15 protein-coding genes and 1 other annotated feature are annotated in these 20351 nt (G+C 55.1%); of the genes, 11 read left to right on the plus strand and 4 right to left on the minus strand.

The genetic code is table 11. The annotated features are described in order from the left end of the window. Positions 1-48: 48 nt before the first annotated feature. Entirely contained in the window at positions 49-1104 is a 1056-nt protein-coding gene (spoVID, locus tag JCR24_RS01265) for a stage VI sporulation protein D (RefSeq protein WP_015375522.1), read from the plus strand. Between the two features lie 43 nt (positions 1105-1147). Further along, positions 1148-2179 (plus strand): spore coat protein YsxE, encoded by a 1032-nt coding sequence (gene ysxE / locus JCR24_RS01270; RefSeq protein ID WP_238979938.1) that lies wholly within the window; start codon positions 1148-1150, stop codon positions 2177-2179. A 38-nt stretch (positions 2180-2217) separates the two neighbouring features. On the opposite strand, the gene JCR24_RS01275 is transcribed toward ysxE, so the two are convergent. Then, a complete protein-coding gene (locus tag JCR24_RS01275; RefSeq protein WP_011232115.1) occupies positions 2218-2406 on the minus strand; it encodes a hypothetical protein in 189 nt (62 codons plus the stop codon). 139 nt (positions 2407-2545) lie between these two features. Beyond that, positions 2546-2875: a binding site (T-box leader), on the plus strand. A gap of 100 nt (positions 2876-2975) precedes the next feature. Between JCR24_RS01275 and JCR24_RS01280 the strand changes: the two genes are divergently transcribed. From JCR24_RS01280 to JCR24_RS01290, 3 genes are all read left to right on the plus strand, one after another. Next, complete coding sequence (locus tag JCR24_RS01280) at positions 2976-5618, plus strand: valine--tRNA ligase (RefSeq protein ID WP_238979939.1); 2643 nt, start codon at positions 2976-2978, stop codon at positions 5616-5618. A gap of 216 nt (positions 5619-5834) precedes the next feature. Beyond that, positions 5835-7130 carry a bifunctional folylpolyglutamate synthase/dihydrofolate synthase gene (locus tag JCR24_RS01285; protein WP_238979940.1) on the plus strand — a complete coding sequence of 432 codons (1296 nt, stop codon included), beginning with the start codon at positions 5835-5837 and terminating at the stop codon, positions 7128-7130. Positions 7131-7198: 68 nt separating this feature from the next. Next, positions 7199-9463, plus strand: a complete 2265-nt coding sequence (locus JCR24_RS01290; protein ID WP_238979941.1) for a VWA domain-containing protein — start codon at positions 7199-7201, stop codon at positions 9461-9463. A gap of 94 nt (positions 9464-9557) precedes the next feature. Here the strand turns inward: JCR24_RS01290 and JCR24_RS01295 are convergent, their stop codons facing one another. From JCR24_RS01295 to JCR24_RS01305, 3 genes are read right to left on the minus strand one after another with little or no spacing between them, the layout of a single operon-like run. Continuing rightward, on the minus strand, positions 9558-11264 hold the full coding sequence (locus tag JCR24_RS01295) for a hypothetical protein (protein ID WP_238979942.1): 1707 nt from the start codon (positions 11262-11264) through the stop codon (positions 9558-9560). A 43-nt stretch (positions 11265-11307) separates the two neighbouring features. Next, on the minus strand, positions 11308-11886 hold the full coding sequence (locus JCR24_RS01300) for a PilW family protein (RefSeq protein ID WP_238979943.1): 579 nt from the start codon (positions 11884-11886) through the stop codon (positions 11308-11310). Continuing rightward, a complete protein-coding gene (locus JCR24_RS01305) occupies positions 11870-12490 on the minus strand; it encodes a type IV pilus modification PilV family protein (RefSeq protein WP_160269979.1) in 621 nt (206 codons plus the stop codon). The genes JCR24_RS01300 and JCR24_RS01305 overlap by 17 nt, the downstream gene beginning before the upstream one ends. A 143-nt stretch (positions 12491-12633) precedes the next feature. Between JCR24_RS01305 and JCR24_RS01310 the strand changes: the two genes are divergently transcribed. Genes JCR24_RS01310 through JCR24_RS01335 form a run of 6 tightly spaced genes read left to right on the plus strand, consistent with a single transcriptional unit; the run spans position 12634 to position 20333 of the window. Next, positions 12634-14250, plus strand: a complete 1617-nt coding sequence (locus JCR24_RS01310; protein WP_238980006.1) for a hypothetical protein — start codon at positions 12634-12636, stop codon at positions 14248-14250. Further along, complete coding sequence (locus JCR24_RS01315; RefSeq protein ID WP_171698037.1) at positions 14240-15019, plus strand: PRC-barrel domain-containing protein; 780 nt, start codon at positions 14240-14242, stop codon at positions 15017-15019. Before JCR24_RS01310 ends, JCR24_RS01315 begins: the two co-directional genes overlap by 11 nt. Positions 15020-15035: 16 nt before the next feature. Continuing rightward, positions 15036-16406 carry a G5 domain-containing protein gene (locus tag JCR24_RS01320; protein WP_238979944.1) on the plus strand — a complete coding sequence of 457 codons (1371 nt, stop codon included), beginning with the start codon at positions 15036-15038 and terminating at the stop codon, positions 16404-16406. Beyond that, complete coding sequence (locus JCR24_RS01325) at positions 16403-18067, plus strand: GspE/PulE family protein (protein WP_238979945.1); 1665 nt, start codon at positions 16403-16405, stop codon at positions 18065-18067. The genes JCR24_RS01320 and JCR24_RS01325 overlap by 4 nt, the downstream gene beginning before the upstream one ends. Positions 18068-18079: 12 nt before the next feature. Then, positions 18080-19135 (plus strand): type IV pilus twitching motility protein PilT, encoded by a 1056-nt coding sequence (locus JCR24_RS01330; RefSeq protein WP_238979946.1) that lies wholly within the window; start codon positions 18080-18082, stop codon positions 19133-19135. Continuing rightward, entirely contained in the window at positions 19122-20333 is a 1212-nt protein-coding gene (locus tag JCR24_RS01335; RefSeq protein ID WP_238979947.1) for a type II secretion system F family protein, read from the plus strand. Before JCR24_RS01330 ends, JCR24_RS01335 begins: the two co-directional genes overlap by 14 nt. The last annotated feature ends 18 nt before the right edge of the window (positions 20334-20351 follow it).

Below are 20351 nucleotides of genomic sequence, written 5' to 3' on the forward strand. Positions count from 1 at the left end.
TAATGTCATAGAAACTATTTGCCGAAGGGACGGAAGGAGGAGGCCCGGTTGGAGCAATCGTATTTGCGTTTTTCATTGGAAGAATCGGTCTGGTTTAAAAGAGGACAGGAAGTCGCCGAGTTTTTATCCATTTCTCTTGATCCGGTCATTTCCGTCGATGAGTACGACCAATATATTACGATCCGCGGCGCGCTTGAGTTGAGCGGCGAATTCCGCCAAGCGGACGAAGGGCAGGCCGAAGCGGATGACGACGTGTTTGAGCTGGCCAGCTATCGGTTCATTCAGCACATTGCGGTGCGCGAAGACGGGATCAGCGAACTGTCGCACCGGTTTCCAATCGATATTACGATTCCAAAAAACCGCATTCGTTCCCTTGAGGATGTATACGTGACGGTTGAATCGTTTGATTATGATTTGGATGAAAACGGAAGATTGCTGATCACTGCCGACATTTCGATCAGTGGGATCAGTGAAGCGCCGCTTGACGATGATTTGCCGGACGATGAGGAGGACGATGAGCCGCTGTTTGCCCCGTTTGAATCAATCGCCCGCAAGGAAGCGGCCGGTGAGGAAGCGTTTGCTTCCGTGGATGATCTCGCCGATGAGGCGGATGAACAGCCGGCTTTTGCCGCCGGCGAAACGACGGTTTCCGTCATGGAGCCGGCCGCCATGCGTCATGAAGAAACGGAGGCTGAGGAAGAAGAGGAGGCCAAAGAGCCGTTTTTGCCGCTTGAGACGGAAACGAAGACGGTCAGCGCACAGACGGAGGAAGACATCGCTTCGCTGCTGCCGCCAACTGAGGCGAAGGTATCGATCGGGGCGGCGAAAAAGGCGGTTGAGGAAGAAGAGGAAGAAGAAACGAAAACAAAAAGCGAAAATGCGCTTTACTTGACGAAACTGTTTGCGAAAAGCGAGGCGGAAGAGTTTACGAAACTGAAAATTTGCATCGTCCAGCAAGGAGATTCATTGGACAAGATTGCCGAACGGTATGATGTGACCGTCTCGCAGCTTTTGCGCGCCAATGATTTGGAAAGCCCAGATGACGTGCACGAGGGGCAGCTTTTGTATATTCCGGCCATGGCGGGAAGCCGTCCTTTCTCATAAAAGGGACGCTTTCCGTTTCTTTTGCCGATAAGGGGGCGTAACGATGGCCGCACAGTCTGACCGATATGATGCTGTGCTCGTCCAGTATGGGCTTCGTCCAGTGCGCATGGAGCAGCGAGGCAAAGCCGTCAAGGTATACACGAACCGCGGCGTTTTCGCTTTAAAGACGCTTGAAAGCGAGCAAGAAGCCGCCGCCGTTTGGCAGTCTCTTCAGCATGGCGGCCCCCGTTGTCTCCCGCTTTACCTGACGCGGCGGCGGTCGCTGTTTGCCACAGAAGGCGGCCGTCTTTATTATTTGCAAGCATGGCATGACGGCGAATCAAAGGTGGAGAAGGATGCCGTGGACGCCTTTTTTCGCGAGCTCGCCCGCCTCCATCGCACCACCGTCCGCACGATCGAGGTGAGTGAGGAAGAGGCGGCGGCGTACCGAAAGAAAAAAAAGGACGAATGGCAACGGGCGCGGACGGTGTGGGAAGAACGGATTGAGCGGTACGAAGCGGCGTGGTACATGTCTCCGTTTCAGCTCCAATGCTGCACGTATTTTCATGAGGTGATGCGCGCGTACTCGTTCGCTGAAGAACGGCTCGATGTGTGGGAAGAGACGCTCAAAGAGACGAAGCAATGGCGCATCGCTTGGGTGCACGGCAAAGCGCGCCTCTCCCACTATATCCCGCCGTATTGGATCAGTTGGGAGCGGGCGCATTGGAATTCGCCGCTCTTTGATGTGATCGCCGCGCTCCGTTTTCACGTACAGACAATGCCGCCGCTTGGGCGCGAGTGGCTTGAAGGGATGGGGGAGTACGAGAAGGAGTTGCCGCTGTCCGACGGGGAGCGGGCGTTTTTATACAGCCATTTGGCGGAGCCGCGTGGGTTTGTCCGCTGTTTGGAGCGGTATGAGGCCGCTTCGCGAAACGAGCGGAACGAACGGGAATATGTGGCCGCGTTGCAGCGTCGTTATTTGGCGTTCAAAAATATGGAGGCGCTCGTTATGCACCTTGTCCAACGCGACGCCGTGCGGCAGCAGGAAGAAGCGGTAGACAACGAACCGCCGGCGGATGAAAGCAGCAATGATTAAATGGGTTTTGAATGCAGCCCAAACAAAACGGCGTCGCACTAAATCCATTCCAGATGGAGCGCCACCGCAATGAAAACGAAGATGGCCAATAAAATGACATCAAACGTTGTTGGCAGAAAAATGGTGCGGATCGCTTGAAAAATGGTGAGCGGGATGATCACTTGGGCGCAGACGGCGCGCACTTGCCTCAGCCACGGCGGCCACGAATACGGGTTGAATCGCCGCATCGACATTCCCTCCTTCTCCGGTTTACTATACAATATGAAACGTGCGATGGTTTGTCACCAAATGCACACGGATGGAATAAATAAATAAAAACTTGGCAAAGATGATGGACAATGGTAGTATAATAATCGAATCATGACGACAAAAGCGAAGACGGGGAGGAGTACAGCGGTCCGCGCCTGCAGAGAGGGAAATCGGAAGCTGCGAGATTTCCTAGGATGACGGCTGCTGGAAGGTCGCCCTTGAGCTGCTTCTTTGAAAGGCGCTGCTGCCGAGTAGAGGAAGCCGGCATCATGCCGTTATGCCAATGAAGCGCTTAAGCTTCTAGAAGGCCGGTCAACCAAACTGATTGTGGGCTCGCCAGCCGATGTTTCACCGGTGGGTTGGCCGTGTTGCGGTTCTCTTCATCACCAGCCTTCTAGGCTTAAGAAAAAAGGTGGTACCGCGAAAGCAGCTCCTTTCGTCCTTTTTGGATGAAAGGGGCTTTTTAGCTTGCCGGCTGTGCGGCATTGCTTAGTGGGAAGCCGCCGTCGGCCGCATTGTCCATCATGTTGAAGGAGGGAAATGAAACATGGCACAGCACGAAGTGTCGATGCCGCCGAAATACGACCATCGCGCCGTTGAAGCCGGGCGCTACGAATGGTGGCTGAAAGGAAAATTTTTTGAAGCGACCGGTGATCCGAACAAACGACCGTTTACGATCGTCATCCCGCCGCCCAACGTCACCGGCAAATTGCACTTAGGGCATGCGTGGGATACGACGCTGCAAGACATCATTACGCGCATGAAGCGGATGCAAGGGTATGACGTTTTGTGGCTTCCGGGAATGGATCACGCCGGCATCGCCACCCAGGCGAAAGTCGAGGAAAAATTGCGCCAGCAAGGGCTGTCGCGCTACGATTTAGGCCGGGAAAAATTTTTAGAAGAAACGTGGAAGTGGAAGGAAGAATACGCCGGCCATATTCGCAGTCAATGGGCGAAGTTAGGGCTTGGGCTTGATTACACGCGCGAGCGGTTTACGCTTGACGAAGGGCTTTCCAAAGCGGTGCGCGAAGTGTTCGTCTCGCTCTACCGGAAAGGGCTTATTTACCGCGGCGAGTACATCATCAACTGGGACCCGGTGACGAAAACGGCGTTGTCGGACATTGAGGTGGTTTATAAAGAAGTGAAAGGCGCGCTCTACCATATGCGCTATCCGCTCGCCGACGGCTCCGGCTTCATCGAAGTGGCGACGACCCGTCCGGAGACGATGCTCGGCGATACGGCCGTTGCCGTGCATCCGGATGACGAGCGGTACAAGCATTTGATCGGCAAAACGGTCAAGCTGCCGATCGTCGGCCGTGAAATTCCGATCATTGCCGATGAGTACGTCGACATGGAGTTCGGCTCTGGGGCGGTCAAAATTACGCCGGCGCACGACCCGAACGACTTTGAAATCGGGAACCGCCACAACTTGCCGCGCATTCTCGTCATGAACGAAGACGGCACGATGAACGAAAACGCCTTGCAATACCAAGGGCTTGACCGGTTTGAATGCCGGAAACGGATCGTCCGCGATTTGCAAGAACAAGGCGTTCTCTTTAAGATTGAAGAGCATGTTCACTCGGTCGGCCATAGCGAACGAAGCGGCGCAGTTATTGAACCGTATTTGTCGACGCAATGGTTCGTGAAAATGAAGCCGCTCGCCGAAGCCGCCATCAAGCTCCAGCAAACGGACGGCAAAGTGCAGTTCGTGCCGGAACGGTTTGAAAAAACGTATTTGCATTGGCTTGAAAACATCCGCGACTGGTGCATCTCGCGCCAGCTTTGGTGGGGGCACCGGATTCCAGCTTGGTACCATAAAGAAACGGGTGAAGTGTACGTCGACCATGAGCCGCCCAAAGACATCGAAAACTGGGAACAAGACCCCGATGTGCTCGACACATGGTTCAGCTCGGCGCTTTGGCCGTTCTCGACCATGGGCTGGCCGGATACAGAATCGCCGGATTACAAGCGCTACTACCCGACCGATGTGCTGGTCACCGGCTATGACATTATTTTCTTCTGGGTGTCGCGCATGATTTTCCAAGGGCTCGAATTCACCGGCAAGCGCCCGTTCAAAGACGTGCTCATCCACGGCCTCGTCCGCGACGCCCAAGGGCGGAAAATGAGCAAGTCGCTCGGCAACGGCGTCGATCCGATGGATGTGATCGACCAGTACGGCGCCGATGCGCTCCGTTACTTCTTGGCGACCGGCAGCTCGCCGGGGCAAGACTTGCGCTTCAGCACAGAAAAAGTCGAAGCGACGTGGAATTTTGCTAACAAAATTTGGAACGCCTCGCGCTTTGCCTTGATGAACATGGGCGGCATGATGTACGAGGAGCTTGATTTGAGCGGCGAAAAAACGGTCGCCGACCATTGGATTTTAACGCGTCTCAACGAAACGATCGAGACGGTGACGAAGCTCGCTGAGAAATACGAATTCGGCGAAGCGGGGCGTACGCTGTACAACTTTATTTGGGACGACTTGTGCGACTGGTACATTGAAATGGCGAAATTGCCGCTTTACGGTGACGACGAAGCGGCGAAAAAGACGACGCGCTCCGTGTTGGCGTATGTGCTCGACAACACGATGCGCCTGCTTCACCCGTTCATGCCGTTCATTACCGAGGAAATTTGGCAAAACTTGCCGCATGAAGGCGAATCGATCACCGTCGCTCCGTGGCCGCAAGTGCGCCCTGAGCTGTCGAACGAAGAAGCTGCGGAAGAAATGCGGCTGTTGGTTGACATCATCCGCGCCGTCCGCAACGTCCGCGCCGAAGTGAACACGCCGCCGAGCAAGCCGATTGCGCTCTATATTAAGGTGAAAGATGAACAAGTGCGGGCGGTGCTCATGAAAAACCGCGCCTATCTTGAGCGGTTCTGCAACCCGAGCGAGCTCTTGATCGATACAAACGTTCCCGCGCCGGACAAAGCGATGACGGCGGTCGTCACCGGCGCCGAGCTCATCATGCCGCTTGAAGGATTGATCAATATTGAGGAAGAAATTAAGCGGCTTGAAAAAGAGCTTGACAAATGGAACAAAGAAGTCGAGCGCGTCGAAAAGAAACTGGCGAACGAAGGATTTTTGGCGAAAGCGCCGGCTCATGTCGTCGAAGAAGAGCGGCGCAAGCGGCAAGATTACATGGAAAAACGCGAAGCCGTCAAGGCGCGCCTCGCCGAGCTCAAACGGTAGACAAACGATCTAGCTGTTGATTATGATGAAGACGAATCCGCTTTCCTGTGGATTCGTCTTTTTCGATGGATCATGATGGAAGGTTGGCATATTCTGAGAAGAGGTTTGTTGTCAACATATACTCGCTTTCACCAGGCTTCTCGATGTGTGGCGCATCTGCCGCATGAAGCCGGCAGGGGGCGGCAAGACACCAATGGAAAAAGGAGGATGATGGACATGGTTCGAACGTATGAAGAAGCGGTCGCTTGGATTCACGGGCGGCTGCGGCTTGGCATAAAACCGGGATTGAAACGGATGGAATGGATGATGGAAAAACTTGGCCACCCGGAACGCCGCGTCCGCGCCGTCCATATCGGGGGAACGAACGGCAAAGGGTCAACGGTCGCCTATTTGCGCTCCATTTTGCAGGCGGCGGGCTATTCGGTCGGCACGTTCACCTCGCCGTATGTCGAGCAGTTTAACGAACGAATCAGCATAAACGGCCAACCGATTCGCGATGAAGAGATCGTAGAGCTCGTGCAAACGATCAAGCCGCTTGCGGACGAATTGGAACGGACAGAACTTGGCGGGCCGACCGAGTTTGAAGTGATCACGGCGATGATGCTGTATTATTTTGGAAAACAGAACATTCAAGACATCGTGCTCGTCGAAGTCGGGCTTGGCGGCCGCTTGGACTCAACCAACATCATTTATCCGCTCGTTTCCGTCATTACAAACGTCAGCTACGATCATATGAACATTTTAGGCGATACGCTTGGGCAAATCGCCGCGGAGAAAGCCGGAATCATCAAATCGGGCGTGCCGCTTGTGACGGCGGTGAAGGAACCGGAGGCGTGGGAAGTGATCGCCAAAACGGCGGCGGAGCGGAAGGCGAAAACATATCGTCTCGGCGTCGATTTCATTGTTTCCGACCGGCAGGCGACGGTGGAAGGGGAGCAGTTTTCGCTTGTCACGCCGTTTTCTGAATACCGCGATGTGCGCATTCACATGCCCGGCGCCCATCAAGTCGAAAACGCGGCGGTGGCGGTGATGGCGGCCGAACTATTGCGGCTTGGCTATTCGTTTTTGATCGACCCGGAGCATATCGCCGATGGGCTGGCTGCAGCTGCTTGGCCCGGCCGGTTTGAGCGGGTGAGCGACAAACCGCTCATCATTCTCGATGGCGCCCATAACGAAGCCGGGATTCGCTCGCTCGTGGAGACGGTGCGCGCCCATTATCCGGACAAACGCGTCCATGTCTTGTTTGCCGCTTTGGCGGACAAGCCGCTTGAGCGGATGATTCAACGGCTTGATGAGCTCGCGGATACGATCACGTTTACCACGTTTGATTTTCCGCGCGCGGCAGCAGCGGAACAGTTGGCGGACCTTTCGTCTCATCCGCAGAAAGCGGTGACAGGTGATTGGATCGGCTGGGTCGATGGGAAGAAAAACCGAATGGGGAGAAATGAGTTGCTGCTCATTACGGGATCGCTTTACTTTATATCTGAAGTGCGAAAACGTTTAAAAAAATAATGCCAAGCGATGAAAAGGCTTGATATAATGGAAGAAAGATAGTCCTTTTGGCGTGGGAGGGGAGGCGCATGGAGCGGTGGCGCGGCTGGCTTTTATGGGGAATGTTGTTTTGGCTGATGACAAGCCTATGGCCGATGAAAGCAGGTGTTGTGTATGCCGATCAAACAGAGGGGGCCATTACGTTCGTTTCGGATGAGAAGATCGAGGGATGGGCGACCGCACCAGGGAGCGGCAACGGGCAAGGGAACAGCATTCGCTACTTTATGATTCGCATTCAGCCGAAGGAACAAAGCGGCGCGGCAGTCAGCTACCGAGCCGAAGCGGTGGAAGCGCCGGCGGACCGAAACGGGGAGAAAAAATATACGTTTTCTCTTGATATGCGCGGGAAGTGGCCGTCGGCTTCGGGAACAAGGGCGACTTACCAAATCACTGTCGATGCGTATCGCGTGTTGGGAAATGGAAAAGAGGATGTGTATTTTTCATTTCCACAGATGCCTTATCTATATACGAGGCAAATGGAGGCGAGCACGGCGAAATTGGATTTTTCCCTTGCGTTTTCACAGCCGGAATACGCTAAGCCGCCGAACGGCGATGCCCAAGGCCGGCTCGATGTGACGCTCATTCCACAAGGGGCCGTTTCGTCGCCCGTCCGTCCGCCGATCGATGTTGTGTTTGTGTTTGACGTCTCGGGCTCGATGACATGGGAGAAGCTTTCGAGCGCCAAGACGGCGCTCCGTTCGGCTGTCGATTACTTTAAAGCCCATTCGCATCCGAACGACCGGTTTGCCCTCATTCCGTTTTCCGACCAAGTGAAACAAGTCGTTCCGTTTGGGGATCAGCCGAATGTCGCCGCCCAACTCGAGAAAATTCGGACGGTCGGCGACAGTTTGACCGCTGGAGGCGGCACGAACTATTCGGCGGCGCTGTCGCTTGCGCAGTCGTATTTTAACGACCCGGTGCGCAAAAAGTATGTAATTTTCTTGACAGACGGGATGCCGACCACCCTTAACGCAACAGAAACAATCACCTATCGGGAAGTCGAACGGATTCTTTGGTTCTACTACTATACAGGAGAAAAAATCACGGCGCCGTTGCCGCTGACGTACGAATTGTATACAAATGGAAAGGCCGGCATTCGTTTTATCGACAAACGCGGTTTTTCCCGCTTGTTTACAAGCGACGGATGGGACTATGTAAACGGTGCTGATATCCCTCTAGGTCGAAGCGACTATCCATTTAGTTACAGCAGCATAGAGAAGAAAATTCGTGATCATGCTATCAATGTGGCTAAGGCGCTCGGAATGAACAATATTACGCTTTATTCGATCGGTTTTGGCAGCAACGATGAAGTCGATATGAGCTTTTTGCAAACGCTGTCCGCGACTGCCGGCGGCGAGGCGCGGCAAGGAACGACGCAAAATTTGACCGCCTTGTTCCAACAGTTTTCCCAGCTTGCCACCACGCCGGCGATCACAGGAACGATCCGCATCCCGCTTTCGTCGTTTGGCGGCAATGTCGCCGTTGCGGAAAACGGCCAAGTATGGCTGGATGAAAATAAGCAAAATGCGTATATTTCGTTTTCGATTCCGTATGAGGTCGGGAAGCCGGCGCCGGCTCCTATTACGATTCCGGTTTCCGTCTCCTTTAAGCAAAAAGGGACCTATACGTTGACCGCAGAGTTGACATACCGCGATGTGTATGGGCAACTGCAGCCGCCGATCGCAAAATCGGCCACGATCTCGATCGTTGTTAAGGTTCATAGCTTGACGCTTGGCGATTACAAACCGACGATGAACGTTGACGAAATGCAAACCATTCCAGTGACGATCGTTCCGAGCGACGCGACGAACAAAACGCTTGCGTGGACATCAAGCGACCCGAATGTCGCATCCGTAGATCAAAACGGCATGGTGACAGCGCGAAAGCCTGGAACGGTTACGATCACCGTCCGCGCGACTGACGGCAGCAACGCGTCGGCATCGGCGGTCATCAAGGTGATGAATCTGGCGCTTCAAGGTATGGAGTTCCGCAACCCAATCGTACGCATGAACGTTGGCGACCGGCTGGAGGTGGCGCCAGAGCTCCGCTTTATTCCGGAAAATGCAAGCGACCGAACGCTCCGCTCTGTTGCATCGTCTGACCCGCGCTTTGTCAATGTTGTCCAAGAAAATGGCCGATGGTATTTGGAAGCAGTGGATGTCGGCTACGCGGTTGTGACGGCGACCGCCAATGCGAGAACGCCGGATGGCAGGCCAATTCAAGCCTCAGTGTGGGTCTTTGTCCAACCGCGTGAAGATGAGGGGGGAAGCGGCAGCAGTGGTGGGCGTTGGTGATGATGGAAAAAGCGGCCTCCTGAATTGGAGAGCCGCTTTTTTTCGTTTGTCCAGGGGATCGAGAGGATGAGAGAGGGAATTTAGCCGTCTTCGTTCACTCAACTTCAAGCCGGTCGGCGACGAGCGAGATTTGATTGACAAACGGCAATCCTGTTCCTTGTTCGACTAACACCCGTGGATTATATTTGATGATCAGACGAGATTGTTGCATGTCAGAGCTTGGAATGAAGTTCCCCGGCTCACCGTCTTTCGGCTCGATCCGGCCGCGAAAGGCGTTGATGACGAGCCCGTTGATGTCTGTATCCGGAGCAGCCGCTCCGTTCCCGCGGGCGAACAACCCGCCTTCAATGTACAAATACGATCCGACAGCATAAATCGTCGCGCTGCTGTCCGTATAAAAATACCCTTTTAAGTTCGGGATTTCACTTGAGTCTTGAAATTCATTGATGCGGGCGATATCGAGCGTGCCTTTGGACAACAACACGAGCCCTTTTCCATCCGCTCCGTCGATATGGCTGTTGTAAATGGTCGTCTTGCCAGTGACGTAAATGCTCGCGTTCAACGCCAAGTTTCCGGTGAGCGTCAAATCACCGAACACGATCAAATTGCCGCGTACAGCCGCTGTTGATTTTGTCGGTCCTTCAATGCGGAGATCGCCATTGACAATGAGCCATTGGTTTTGGCCATTTTGCCGCACGTCAATGTCGCGATAAAGGGTGATCTCCTTCCCTTCTGCGTCCAACCAAAGCGGCTTGTCTTTTGGCATCTGATTGATGGATTGTTCATACGGCGTTTCGTCGTCTGTCACGACCCGAGCCAATTTCCCTTCTTGCTCAAGCTCCCGCGCTACATCGAGCGGCGGCTGGTGATCGTTTTCAATGCGCTCGATATACGCTTGTTGGGTTTCAGGCGACAACGGCGAGAGACCGGCCGCTTGAAGCAATTTATCTTTCACGGTGCGCTCGAAATCAGTATCGATGAAATCGTCCGTCTCTTGTTGAATGAGAGGGCCGCCATCGTCCGGCCATCCTGGGAAGAAAAGGCCTTCTTCCATTTGGAAAGCTCGGCCGCCAGTCTTCCAGCAACTGCTCGTTTGCGTGCATGAAAACAGCAGCTTGTCATGAATGTGCCAAATCGAATCGCTCATTGATGCGGGCAGTCCGGCATCGATAGGAGCGATCGTTAACTCGCCGCTTTTTTTCACGTAGTTTGCCGCGTTGCTGATGTAAGCGCTTTGTCCGGCGTATACGTTTCCTTGCTCCACGTAGACGCCGCCGTTTAAGATGACTGTTTCTTTTGATCCGAGCGCGTATTTGAGAAAGCTGGGCGTATTTGTTAAAAAGACGAGCCGTTTGACTTTCCGCTCGCGATGGCCGTCCGTAAACGGTTTGGACAAATCGAGCGCGCGGAGGAACACTTTGTTCGTCGGAATGTTGTACAAGCGATAGGACACGTCTTCCACCTCCACGCCGTAGCGCGCTTTCAGCTTGCCGGCGATCGTATCCGGGCCGGGGGTGTCCTCGTTAATGCCGAGAAAGGCATCCCATTGACTGGGGGTGAAAATGTCATGACGAACAAAAAAATCGTCGTCTGAAAGCTCAGCTTTAAGTCCAGCAATTGCTTCATTAAGCGCTGTTTTGGCTTCATGAAACGATTCGATGTTCTCGACGCGCACCGCGGTAAATCGCGCTTGCTGGACGGCGACTGTTAAAATCGTCAAGCCGAGCAAAAAAAAGAGGGTGATCATGAGCATTGTTGTCACCAAGCTGTAGCCAGCAGCGTTCAAGCGCAGTCGGTTCATCGCGGCCCCTCCCTTCATAGGACAAAATTTCGGAACGCAATACTTAAAAGCCGAATTCTGTTGTTAATGTAAACGGCGGCACATACAGCCAACCACTCGGATCGGCGTGTCGACGGTCGGAGACAATGAGACGGATCGTCATGACGCCGCTGCGGCACAGGTTGCCTTCTTTTCGTGCGCAACGGAATGAAAACGATGAAGAGTCGTCCAGCAAAAAGCGGGAAGAGGTGATCGTTTCGCCATTGATCGCGAGCGCGCCGTCTTGGATGGACATCGTCATCCGCTCGATGCTTTCCGGCTTTTTCTTTTCACGGGAGACAAGCCCGGTGTCCGCATCGGCTTTGAATTCTTGGTTTTTCACAAAAGTGACGGCCGTTAACGGCTTGTTTTCTTCTTGACTTTCCATTCCATCCGGAGAGAGCGTGTACAGCTCGTTCATTATTCGGGCCATGGCGTAGTCCGCTTCGCTGCGCAAGTCGTTTTCGATGCCGATGCGCTCGTAGGCGCGAATGCCGGTTAAAAACACCGTGTAGATAGCGCCGATGATGAGCAAAGAAATGGAAACGGCGGCCAACAGCTCGATCATCGTCATGCCGGCTTCGCTTCTAGCGGATTGTTTCATCGGTGATCACTCCTTCGACCCACGCCGTCTCGTTCGTGCGCTCGCCCCAACGGACGGAGGTGTATAATTTGATCATGTAGCCGCCGGCGTTTGATTCGGCTGCTTTTTCCGTTTCAGCGCGGATGCGCGCCTGCAGCGGCGCAGGCAAGGAAGTGAATTTCGACGATGAAGTGAATGCATCCCATGCCTCCTTGTCGTATCGGACAAGGTAAACGGAAGCTTCGTAACGGACATTGTTGATTTTCGGGGCGAACTGCGCTTCACATACCGTATGCAGTTGGCCAGATTCACCGGGAAAAAACAGCGCCGCCAACGATTCGTTGCCGCAATCGTCTTTTGTTAGCTCAAGAAACGGTGTTTGATGGTCTTCCATATACTCTTTTAGCCGGGAGAAATCTGCGTTTTTTTCAAAATAGACAGCGACGCCGCGGGCGACGTTGACGGCCACCGTCCGACCTTGGTTGTAAGACGTATGCATCATCGCATTCGTGAAAAAGTAAAACAAACCGATCGCGACGCCCGATAAAAGAGTGATGGCCAGCAACGTTTCGATCAACGTAAATCCTGCTTGACGACTAGGAAGAGGAAAATTGCTTCCCGCCATTTGTCATAACCTTCTTTCAAAATATGTAACTTTATTATACAATATTTTCGAGTCGAACCATGTAGAATTTTAGGATAAGAGAACGAGCAATGGCATATTTGTCGCGTTATTGCCAATGATACGCCGGGAAGGAACGGGTGGGCATGTGGAAAGAGGCGGTTGTTTACGTTGTTGCATTCATAGTGGCGCTGTTGGCCGTTTGGCTGCTGCCGCTTGGCTTCAGCAGGGCCGGGGGCGCGGCGGTGGTGGCGGCTGCCTTTTTGGCTGCGGGGCTGGCGCAGTTGGCCGAATCGGCGATTCCGTTATGGCAAATCGTCCTGCTCGTCGGGCTTTTGCTGTTGGCGGGCTCGTATTTGCTTGATCGTTGGTTCGGTCCGCTTCTTTACCGGTCGGTGGAGACGGAGGAAGCTGGGGAACGGAGAAAGGGAGGATGGAAAGAGAGTGGCGACCGGACGGCAGCGGGCGATAGGTACGGGACGATGGTCCAGAATGCAACGGAAAATCTAGTCGATTCGGCCTGGCCGGCAGCTTTTGGACAAAACGGCGCTTCTAGGGAATTTCAAGGCGCTGACTCGGGTGGGGAGGCGTTGCGATCGCACGTGCAGGAAACCGGTAACACCGCTTCAGGAGCGTCGCCTGCAGAGTCGGAAGCAGCTTCGGGAGAGACGGAGCGGGCGCCGAAATCCAGCGAGGAGCCCTGGGAAGAACAGACTGTTTTCTTGCTTCGATCGATGGATGGCATAGAGGAAGCCGCTTCCGATCCCGGAGCGGATCAAACCGAGCCGGAGGAGCTGCTTTCGTTGGATTCGGCCGATGCGGAGCAAAAAATGCGCTCCGTGGACCGAGACGATGCCGAGCAAGAGGAGTTTTTCCCGTTGGATTCGGATCGTGTGGAGCTGGAGAAGTTGTCCGCCTTGGATTTGGATGCAGTAGAGCCGACCGCCATGACGGGTGACGGTGGCGGGCTGAATGTTGAGCCGGCGCGCCGTCTGCGCGATTGGCTCGATGAGCTGCCTGTCTCGATGACGCCAGACATCGAAGCGGCGGTGCTGCAGGCGGGAGCGGCCGCCGACGGCCGCGGCCTGTTGCAGGCGCTTGATCTCAGCCATGAAGAAGAGGAGGGGCAACTTTCCGCGTTCATGTCTTCTAGCTCGGCGGGCGTTTCTGCTGTAGAAAACGGGCTGCCTTCCGGCCAGGCAATGCCGCGTGAAGGGGCGCTTTTGGAAGAAGCAATGCCGGGTATTGTCGACTGTTCGCTGCCGGAAACGGACGAGGCTGCCGAACCGCCCCGTCAGGAGGACGCGATGAAAGCAGAGCCTGACAGGCAGGAAGGGCAACGAGCGGAGCATGGCCGGTCGGAAGGCGAACAATCAACCGAGCGCCGCGAGCCGGAAGAAGATGGGCAAACGGAAAGCCGGCGGGAGAAAGAGAGCGAACGGCCAGCGCGAATGATCGGTCCGGAAGTCGTGCAGGCGGTCGTTCTTGAATTGCGCCTCAACCGCCGTCGTTTGGGCGCCGCCGATTACGAGCGCTGCATACGCCGCTGTTTGGACGCTCCGCTTTCTGACCGCGACTATTACGTATTGGCCCGTTTGTTAATGGAACATTATGTAGTAGAACAACAGTACGGCAAGCTCGCAGCGTGGCTCGAGGAGCTCGCTGACCGTTTTCGCGCCTATCCGGCTGTGGCCGAAGAGTTGGCGCTTTGGCGGCAGTTTGCCGCAACACTAAACAGTTGGGGTGAACAAGATGAAAGCTAGCGCGCAAATCATTGGGCTGCCGATCATCAGCATTGCTGACGGTGCACAAATCGGCACGGTGAAAAGTTTGGTGATCAACCCGGACAAAGGATCGATCGATTTTTTGACCGTCGAACAAGACGATGTGCAACTCAGTTTAAAGGCCATTCCGTTTAAAAAAGTCGTCGGCATCGGCGAGTTTGCCGTGACGGTGGAGCAAGGGCACGATGTGATTGACCTCTCGGAAATTCCGATCGCCAATCAGCTCGTCAATAAGCAAATCCGGATTAAAAATACGAAAGCCATCACGCGAAAAGGGCAGCTGCTCGGCGAAGCCCGCGAGTTTTTTGTTGATGAAGAGTCAGGGGATATTGTCGGCATCGCTCTTCAGCTCGAGAAAGGGGAAGCGGTGCTGCCGGCCTCGGAAGTGTTGACGTACGGCAAAGATATTTTGATCATCAACGACGGAGCGAACGAGTCGCTTCTTGATGACCCGGCGGAGTTGTTGAAGGCAGAGAGCATCGAGCCAACCAGCGTTATGGCGGAAGAGGACGTTTCCGCGCAAATGGAGGCGATGGCCGAAAGCGCGGAAAATGTTGAAGCGCTGCAGTCGCTGAGGGAAAAACAAGTTGCGCTGTTGGCTGGAAAACGGCTGACAAAAGATATTTATGATGCAGACGGCCGCCTGCTGTTTAAAGCGGGCACTCTGCTTGGAGAAGAGGATGTGCGCAAGGCGCAAGAGGCGGGGCCAAGCGTCATCGTCGATGTCTCGATGAATGTGGAGGCGTAATGGAGGAGGGTCGGCGGTGAAAAAGGCTGCCGCGTGGAAATTGTTTGTTGTCATGGCTGTTTGCACCGTTTATTTTATCGCTTTTTCGCATCTGGGCACCTTCGCCTATGATGTTTTGGCCCCGGATGACGGCCGCCTTGGCCCGGGCACGGCGGTCGGTCCAGTGTCACTCTCCGGCATGACGCCGGAAAGAGCCCGACAGGCGGTTGTCGAGCGGGTGAACGAGTGGCGGGCGACCGCTTCCATTTCTTTGCAGTACCAAGAAAAGCGCATTGACCTGCCGGCGGACGCGTTTGCGTTCCGTCTTGCCGAGAGCACGAAGCGGTTTGTCGACGGGAGGCGCACGCCGCTGTTTGTGATCGCTGATTTAGAAAAATGCCTCCAAGCGGCGGCAGCCATCGTTCCGCCGGCGGCGTTATCGGCGCTTGACATCAAGAAGCTTGGGGCGGATTTAGAGGGACAGGCGGCTCAGCTGCAAAAGTCATCATCTCCGATCGACTTGGCTCGCTACATATCGTTGGCAAACGGCCGGCAGCTGGTCGTCAGCGAAGCGGCCGCATCGGTGCCTGACTCTTCGGCCGTCCGCTGGCTGTCTGGCGAGCGGCGCGCGGTGATCAAGGCGAAACAGCTGTTTTCGTTTGGCGATTATATGAAAAAGGCGAAGGCCGATTTGTCCGATGAAGCGGCCGATGCGATCGCTTCAGCGGTGTACCGGGCGGTGCTGGCGACCAATTTCACTGTCGTGGAGCGCTATACGAGCCGTATGTTGCCGGATGGAGTGACGCCCGGTTTTGAGGCGGCCATTAGCGGCGGCCGCGATTTGGAATGGTTCAACCCCAACACGACCGACTACACGCTTCTTCTCCGGCATGATGGACGAAAGGTGCGTGTTGCCATTATCGGGTTGCCGTTTGCCTATCAATATATCATTCGCCTGGGCGAGGCGGAGTCTATCGAACCGCGTGTCATCGTCCGCTATGACGCGCGCCTGGCGCCGGGCGAGAAGAGGACGGAACAGATCGGGCGGCCGGGGCTGGTTGTGACGGTGGAACGCGAAGTGCGTGACGGCGCTCGGCTCGTGCGCAAAGAAACGATAAGCGAAGATTTTTATCCGCCAACGTATACGATTAACGTGCGCGGCCTTGAAGTGCCGGAAAGCAATGTTGGGCAAAGCGGCGACGGAGAAGGCGGAACGATGGAGCCGGCGAATGGGGTGACGGAAAACAACGGAGCGGCGAACCAACCGGATTCGACTGCGGAAAACAGCGGTGGGAATATAGAGAGCCGGACCGGGTCAAAGAAAGGCGATGAGGCGGGCAACGGGGAATCGGCCCCCGCCGCTGGCAGTGAAGAGAAGACGGATGCGGGCGGAGGAGAGGACAAATGAGCAAAAAGCAGGAACGGAAACGGCTTGGTGATTTGCTTGTCGAAGCGGGGTTGATCACCGAAAGCCAGCTGGCCGAGGCGCTGCGCGAGAAGGCGCCCGGGCAAAAGCTCGGCGACGCCTTGTTGCAGCGCGGCTACATCACGGAACAGCAGCTGATTGAGGCGCTCGAGTTTCAGCTCGGCATTCCGCACGTCAGTTTGTACCGGTACCCGATCGATCCGAAAGCGACAAACCTCGTGCCGAAAGAGTTTGCCCGCCGCCATATGGTCATGCCGCTCAAGGTGGAAGGCGATCGGCTGCTCGTTGCCATGGCTGATCCGATGGATTTTTTTGCCATCGACGATTTGCGCCTGTCGACCGGGTTTCAAATTGAAACGGCGATCGCTTCAAAAGACGATATTTTGCGGGCGATCAATAAATATTACGACATCGACGAAGCATTTGAGGATTTTTTGCAAACGCCGCCGCCTGAGGTGCGCGACGACGAGCGGGCTGCTGAGGACGATTCTCCCATCGTTCGTTTGGTGAACCAAATTTTGCAGCTTGCTGTTGAACAGCGGGCGAGCGACATTCATATCGATCCACAGGAGACGAAAGTGCTCATCCGCTATCGGATCGACGGCCTGCTTCGCACCGAGCGCGCGCTGCCGAAACATATGCAAAGCATGTTAACGGCGAGAATTAAAATTTTGGCCAATATGGACATCACCGAACACCGCGTGCCGCAAGACGGACGGATCAAAATGGACATCGATTTTCATCCGGTTGATTTGCGCGTTTCAACGCTGCCGACCGTATACGGTGAGAAAATCGTCATGCGTGTCCTCGACTTGGGCGCAGCTTTAAACGATATTCATAAACTTGGCTTCAATCCGATTAATTTAGATCGATTCATCCGCTTGATCGAGCGGCCGAACGGCATCGTCTTGATCACCGGGCCGACCGGTTCGGGGAAATCGTCGACGCTCTATGCGGCGCTCAACCATTTAAACAGCGAGCACGTGAACATTATTACGATTGAAGATCCAGTCGAATATCAGATCGAAGGCGTCAACCAAATTCAAGTCAACCCGAATGTCGGCTTGACGTTCGCCCAAGGGCTCCGCTCGATTTTGCGTCAAGACCCGAACATCATCATGGTTGGGGAGATTCGCGACCGCGAGACGGCGGAAGTGGCGATCCGCGCTTCGCTCACCGGTCATTTAGTGTTGAGCACGCTCCATACGAACGATGCATTAAGCACGATCACCCGCCTGATCGATATGGGGATTGAGCCGTTTTTAGTGGCCACATCGCTCGCCGGCGTTGTCTCGCAGCGGCTTGTGCGCCGCGTCTGCCGCGACTGTCAAGAGGTGTATGAGCCGACAAAGCGGGAGAGGGACATTTTCGCCCGCCGCGGCATTGAGGTTCATCAACTTGTCCGCGGCCGCGGCTGCCCGACGTGCAACATGACCGGTTACCGCGGACGGCTGGCGATTCACGAGCTGCTTATTGTCACCGATGAGATGCGGCGCGTCATTTTAAACAACGAGCCGTTTTCGAAATTGCGCGAGCTTGCCCTGCAAAACAAAATGATTTTTTTGCTGGATGATGGGCTGTTGAAAGTGAAGCAAGGGTTGACCACGCTTGAAGAAGTGCTGAAAGTGGCCATTTTGCATTGATGGGTGAGACGGATGAAGGAAAAGCTTGAGGCGTTATTGCGCGCGGCCTTTGAATGCCGCGCTTCCGACGTGCATTTGACCGTCGGTGCGCCGCCGATTTTTCGCGTGAACGGGGAGTTGAGAGCTTACGGCCATGAGCGCCTGCACCCGGAGGAAACAGAGCAAATGGCGAAAGCCGTCATTCCGGCGCCGCTTTGGCAGCAGTTTCAGGAAACCGGAGAGCTTGATTTTTCGTATGGCATTGCCGGCGTTTCCCGCTTTCGCTTAAACGTGTTTAAACAGCGGTCATGCGTGTCGCTCGCCGTGCGCCTCATCCCGGTGCGCATCCCGACGCTGGAGGAACTTGGCCTGCCGGATGTTTTAAAGCGCATCGCCGAAAAGCCGCACGGACTCGTGCTTGTCACCGGACCGACCGGCAGCGGCAAATCGACGACATTGGCGGCGATGATCGACTATATGAACAAAACGATGTCGAAACATATCATCACGCTGGAAGATCCAATCGAGTATTTGCATAAACACGGGAAATCGATCATCGACCAACGCGAGGTGGGATTCGACACTGGCAGTTTTGCCGCCGGATTGCGTGCTGCGCTTCGTCAAGATCCAGACGTCATTTTAGTCGGGGAAATGCGCGATTTGGAAACAATCCAAACGGCAATCACCGCCGCGGAAACGGGCCATTTAGTGCTTGGCACGCTTCATACGGCGAGCGCGCCGGCGGCGATTGAGCGGATGATTGACGTCTTTCCGCCGGCCCAGCAGGCGCAAATCCGGCTGCAGCTCGCTTCCGTGCTTGTCGCCATCATCGCTCAGCGCTTGTTTCCAAACAGACACAAAACCGGGCGGACGGCAGCGCTGGAAATTTTAGTGAACAATGCGGCCGTCGCCAACTTAATCCGCAACGAAAAAGAACATCAAATCATCAACATTATGCAAACGAGCCGCAGCATCGGCATGCAGACGATGGAAATGAGCGTTAAGGAGCTTGCAGCCGCCGGGCGCATCGATCCGCTGGCGGCCGAGGCGTATTTGGCGGGGGAGCGTGAACAGGATGGCACAGTTTAAGTACGAAGGGCGCGACCGAAGCGGACGGAAAAAAGCTGGGGTGATCACTGCCGTTTCGCGGCGCGAGGCGGCGGCAAAGCTTCGGGAAAAAGGAATTCGCCCGCTGGCGCTTGCCGAAGTGCCGCCGTCCATATGGAACAAAGAAATTTCGTTTGGCCGCGCCGTCAAACTGCAGCACTTTGTCATCTTTTTGCGCCAGTTCGCAACGCTTGTGCGCGCCGGAGTGACGATCGTCGATTCGATCCGCATTTTGGCGGAGCAAACGGAAAGCAAGCCGCTCGCTAAGACGCTTCTTGACATCGAACAGTCATTGCGCGGCGGGAACCCGCTCTCAGCGGCAGCGGCGAATCATCCGCGCATCTTTCCGCCGCTGTTTGTCAACATGGTGCGCGCCGGTGAAGCGAGCGGCACGCTCGATGAAACGCTCGACCGGCTTGCCGACCATTTTGAAAAGGTGCATCGAACGCGGCAAAAAATCGCCTCGGCGCTCGCTTATCCGGCGGCGGTCGCCATCATCGCCACGGCCGTCGTCATTTTTTTGCTCGTTGCCGTCGTGCCAACGTTCGTCGAGATGTTTGCCGAGTTTCATGCTGAGCTGCCAGCGATTACGAAGTTTGTGCTCAAGGCAAGCGGTGTGATGCAGCGGTATTGGTGGGCCGTCGTCCTGCTTTTTGCCGGCGTGTACGCATCGTTTGTGGTCCTTCGGCGGCAAAAGACAACGAAGTACTATTTGGATTATGCCGCCCTGCGGATGCCGATGTTCGGCACGCTCGTGCAAAAAGCGGCGCTTGCCCGCCTGACGCGGACGCTCAGCTCGCTTGTTGCAAGCTCGGTGCCGATTTTAGAGGCGCTTTCCATCGCCGGGCGCGTCGTGGAAAATGAAGTGATCGCATCTGTGCTGGCTGAAGCGCGAACCTCCCTCGAGCGCGGGCAATCGCTCTCGGAGCCGCTCCGCCGCCATTGGGCGTTTCCGCCGCTTGTTGCGCAAATGATCACGATCGGTGAACAGACCGGTGCGCTTGACGCCATGCTCGGCAAAGTCGCCGATTTTTACGAAGCGGAAGTCGATGCAGCCACCGACCGATTGAAATCGCTCATCGAGCCGCTTATGATCGTGCTTCTCGCCGGCGTCGTCGGGACGATCGTCACTTCGATCATCGTGCCGATGTATGATATTTTCAACCATATTCAACAATAAAATAAGAATATATTCCTA

It is taken from the genome of Geobacillus sp. YHL (assembly GCF_022341265.1).
Taxonomy (GTDB): domain Bacteria; phylum Bacillota; class Bacilli; order Bacillales; family Anoxybacillaceae; genus Geobacillus; species Geobacillus thermoleovorans.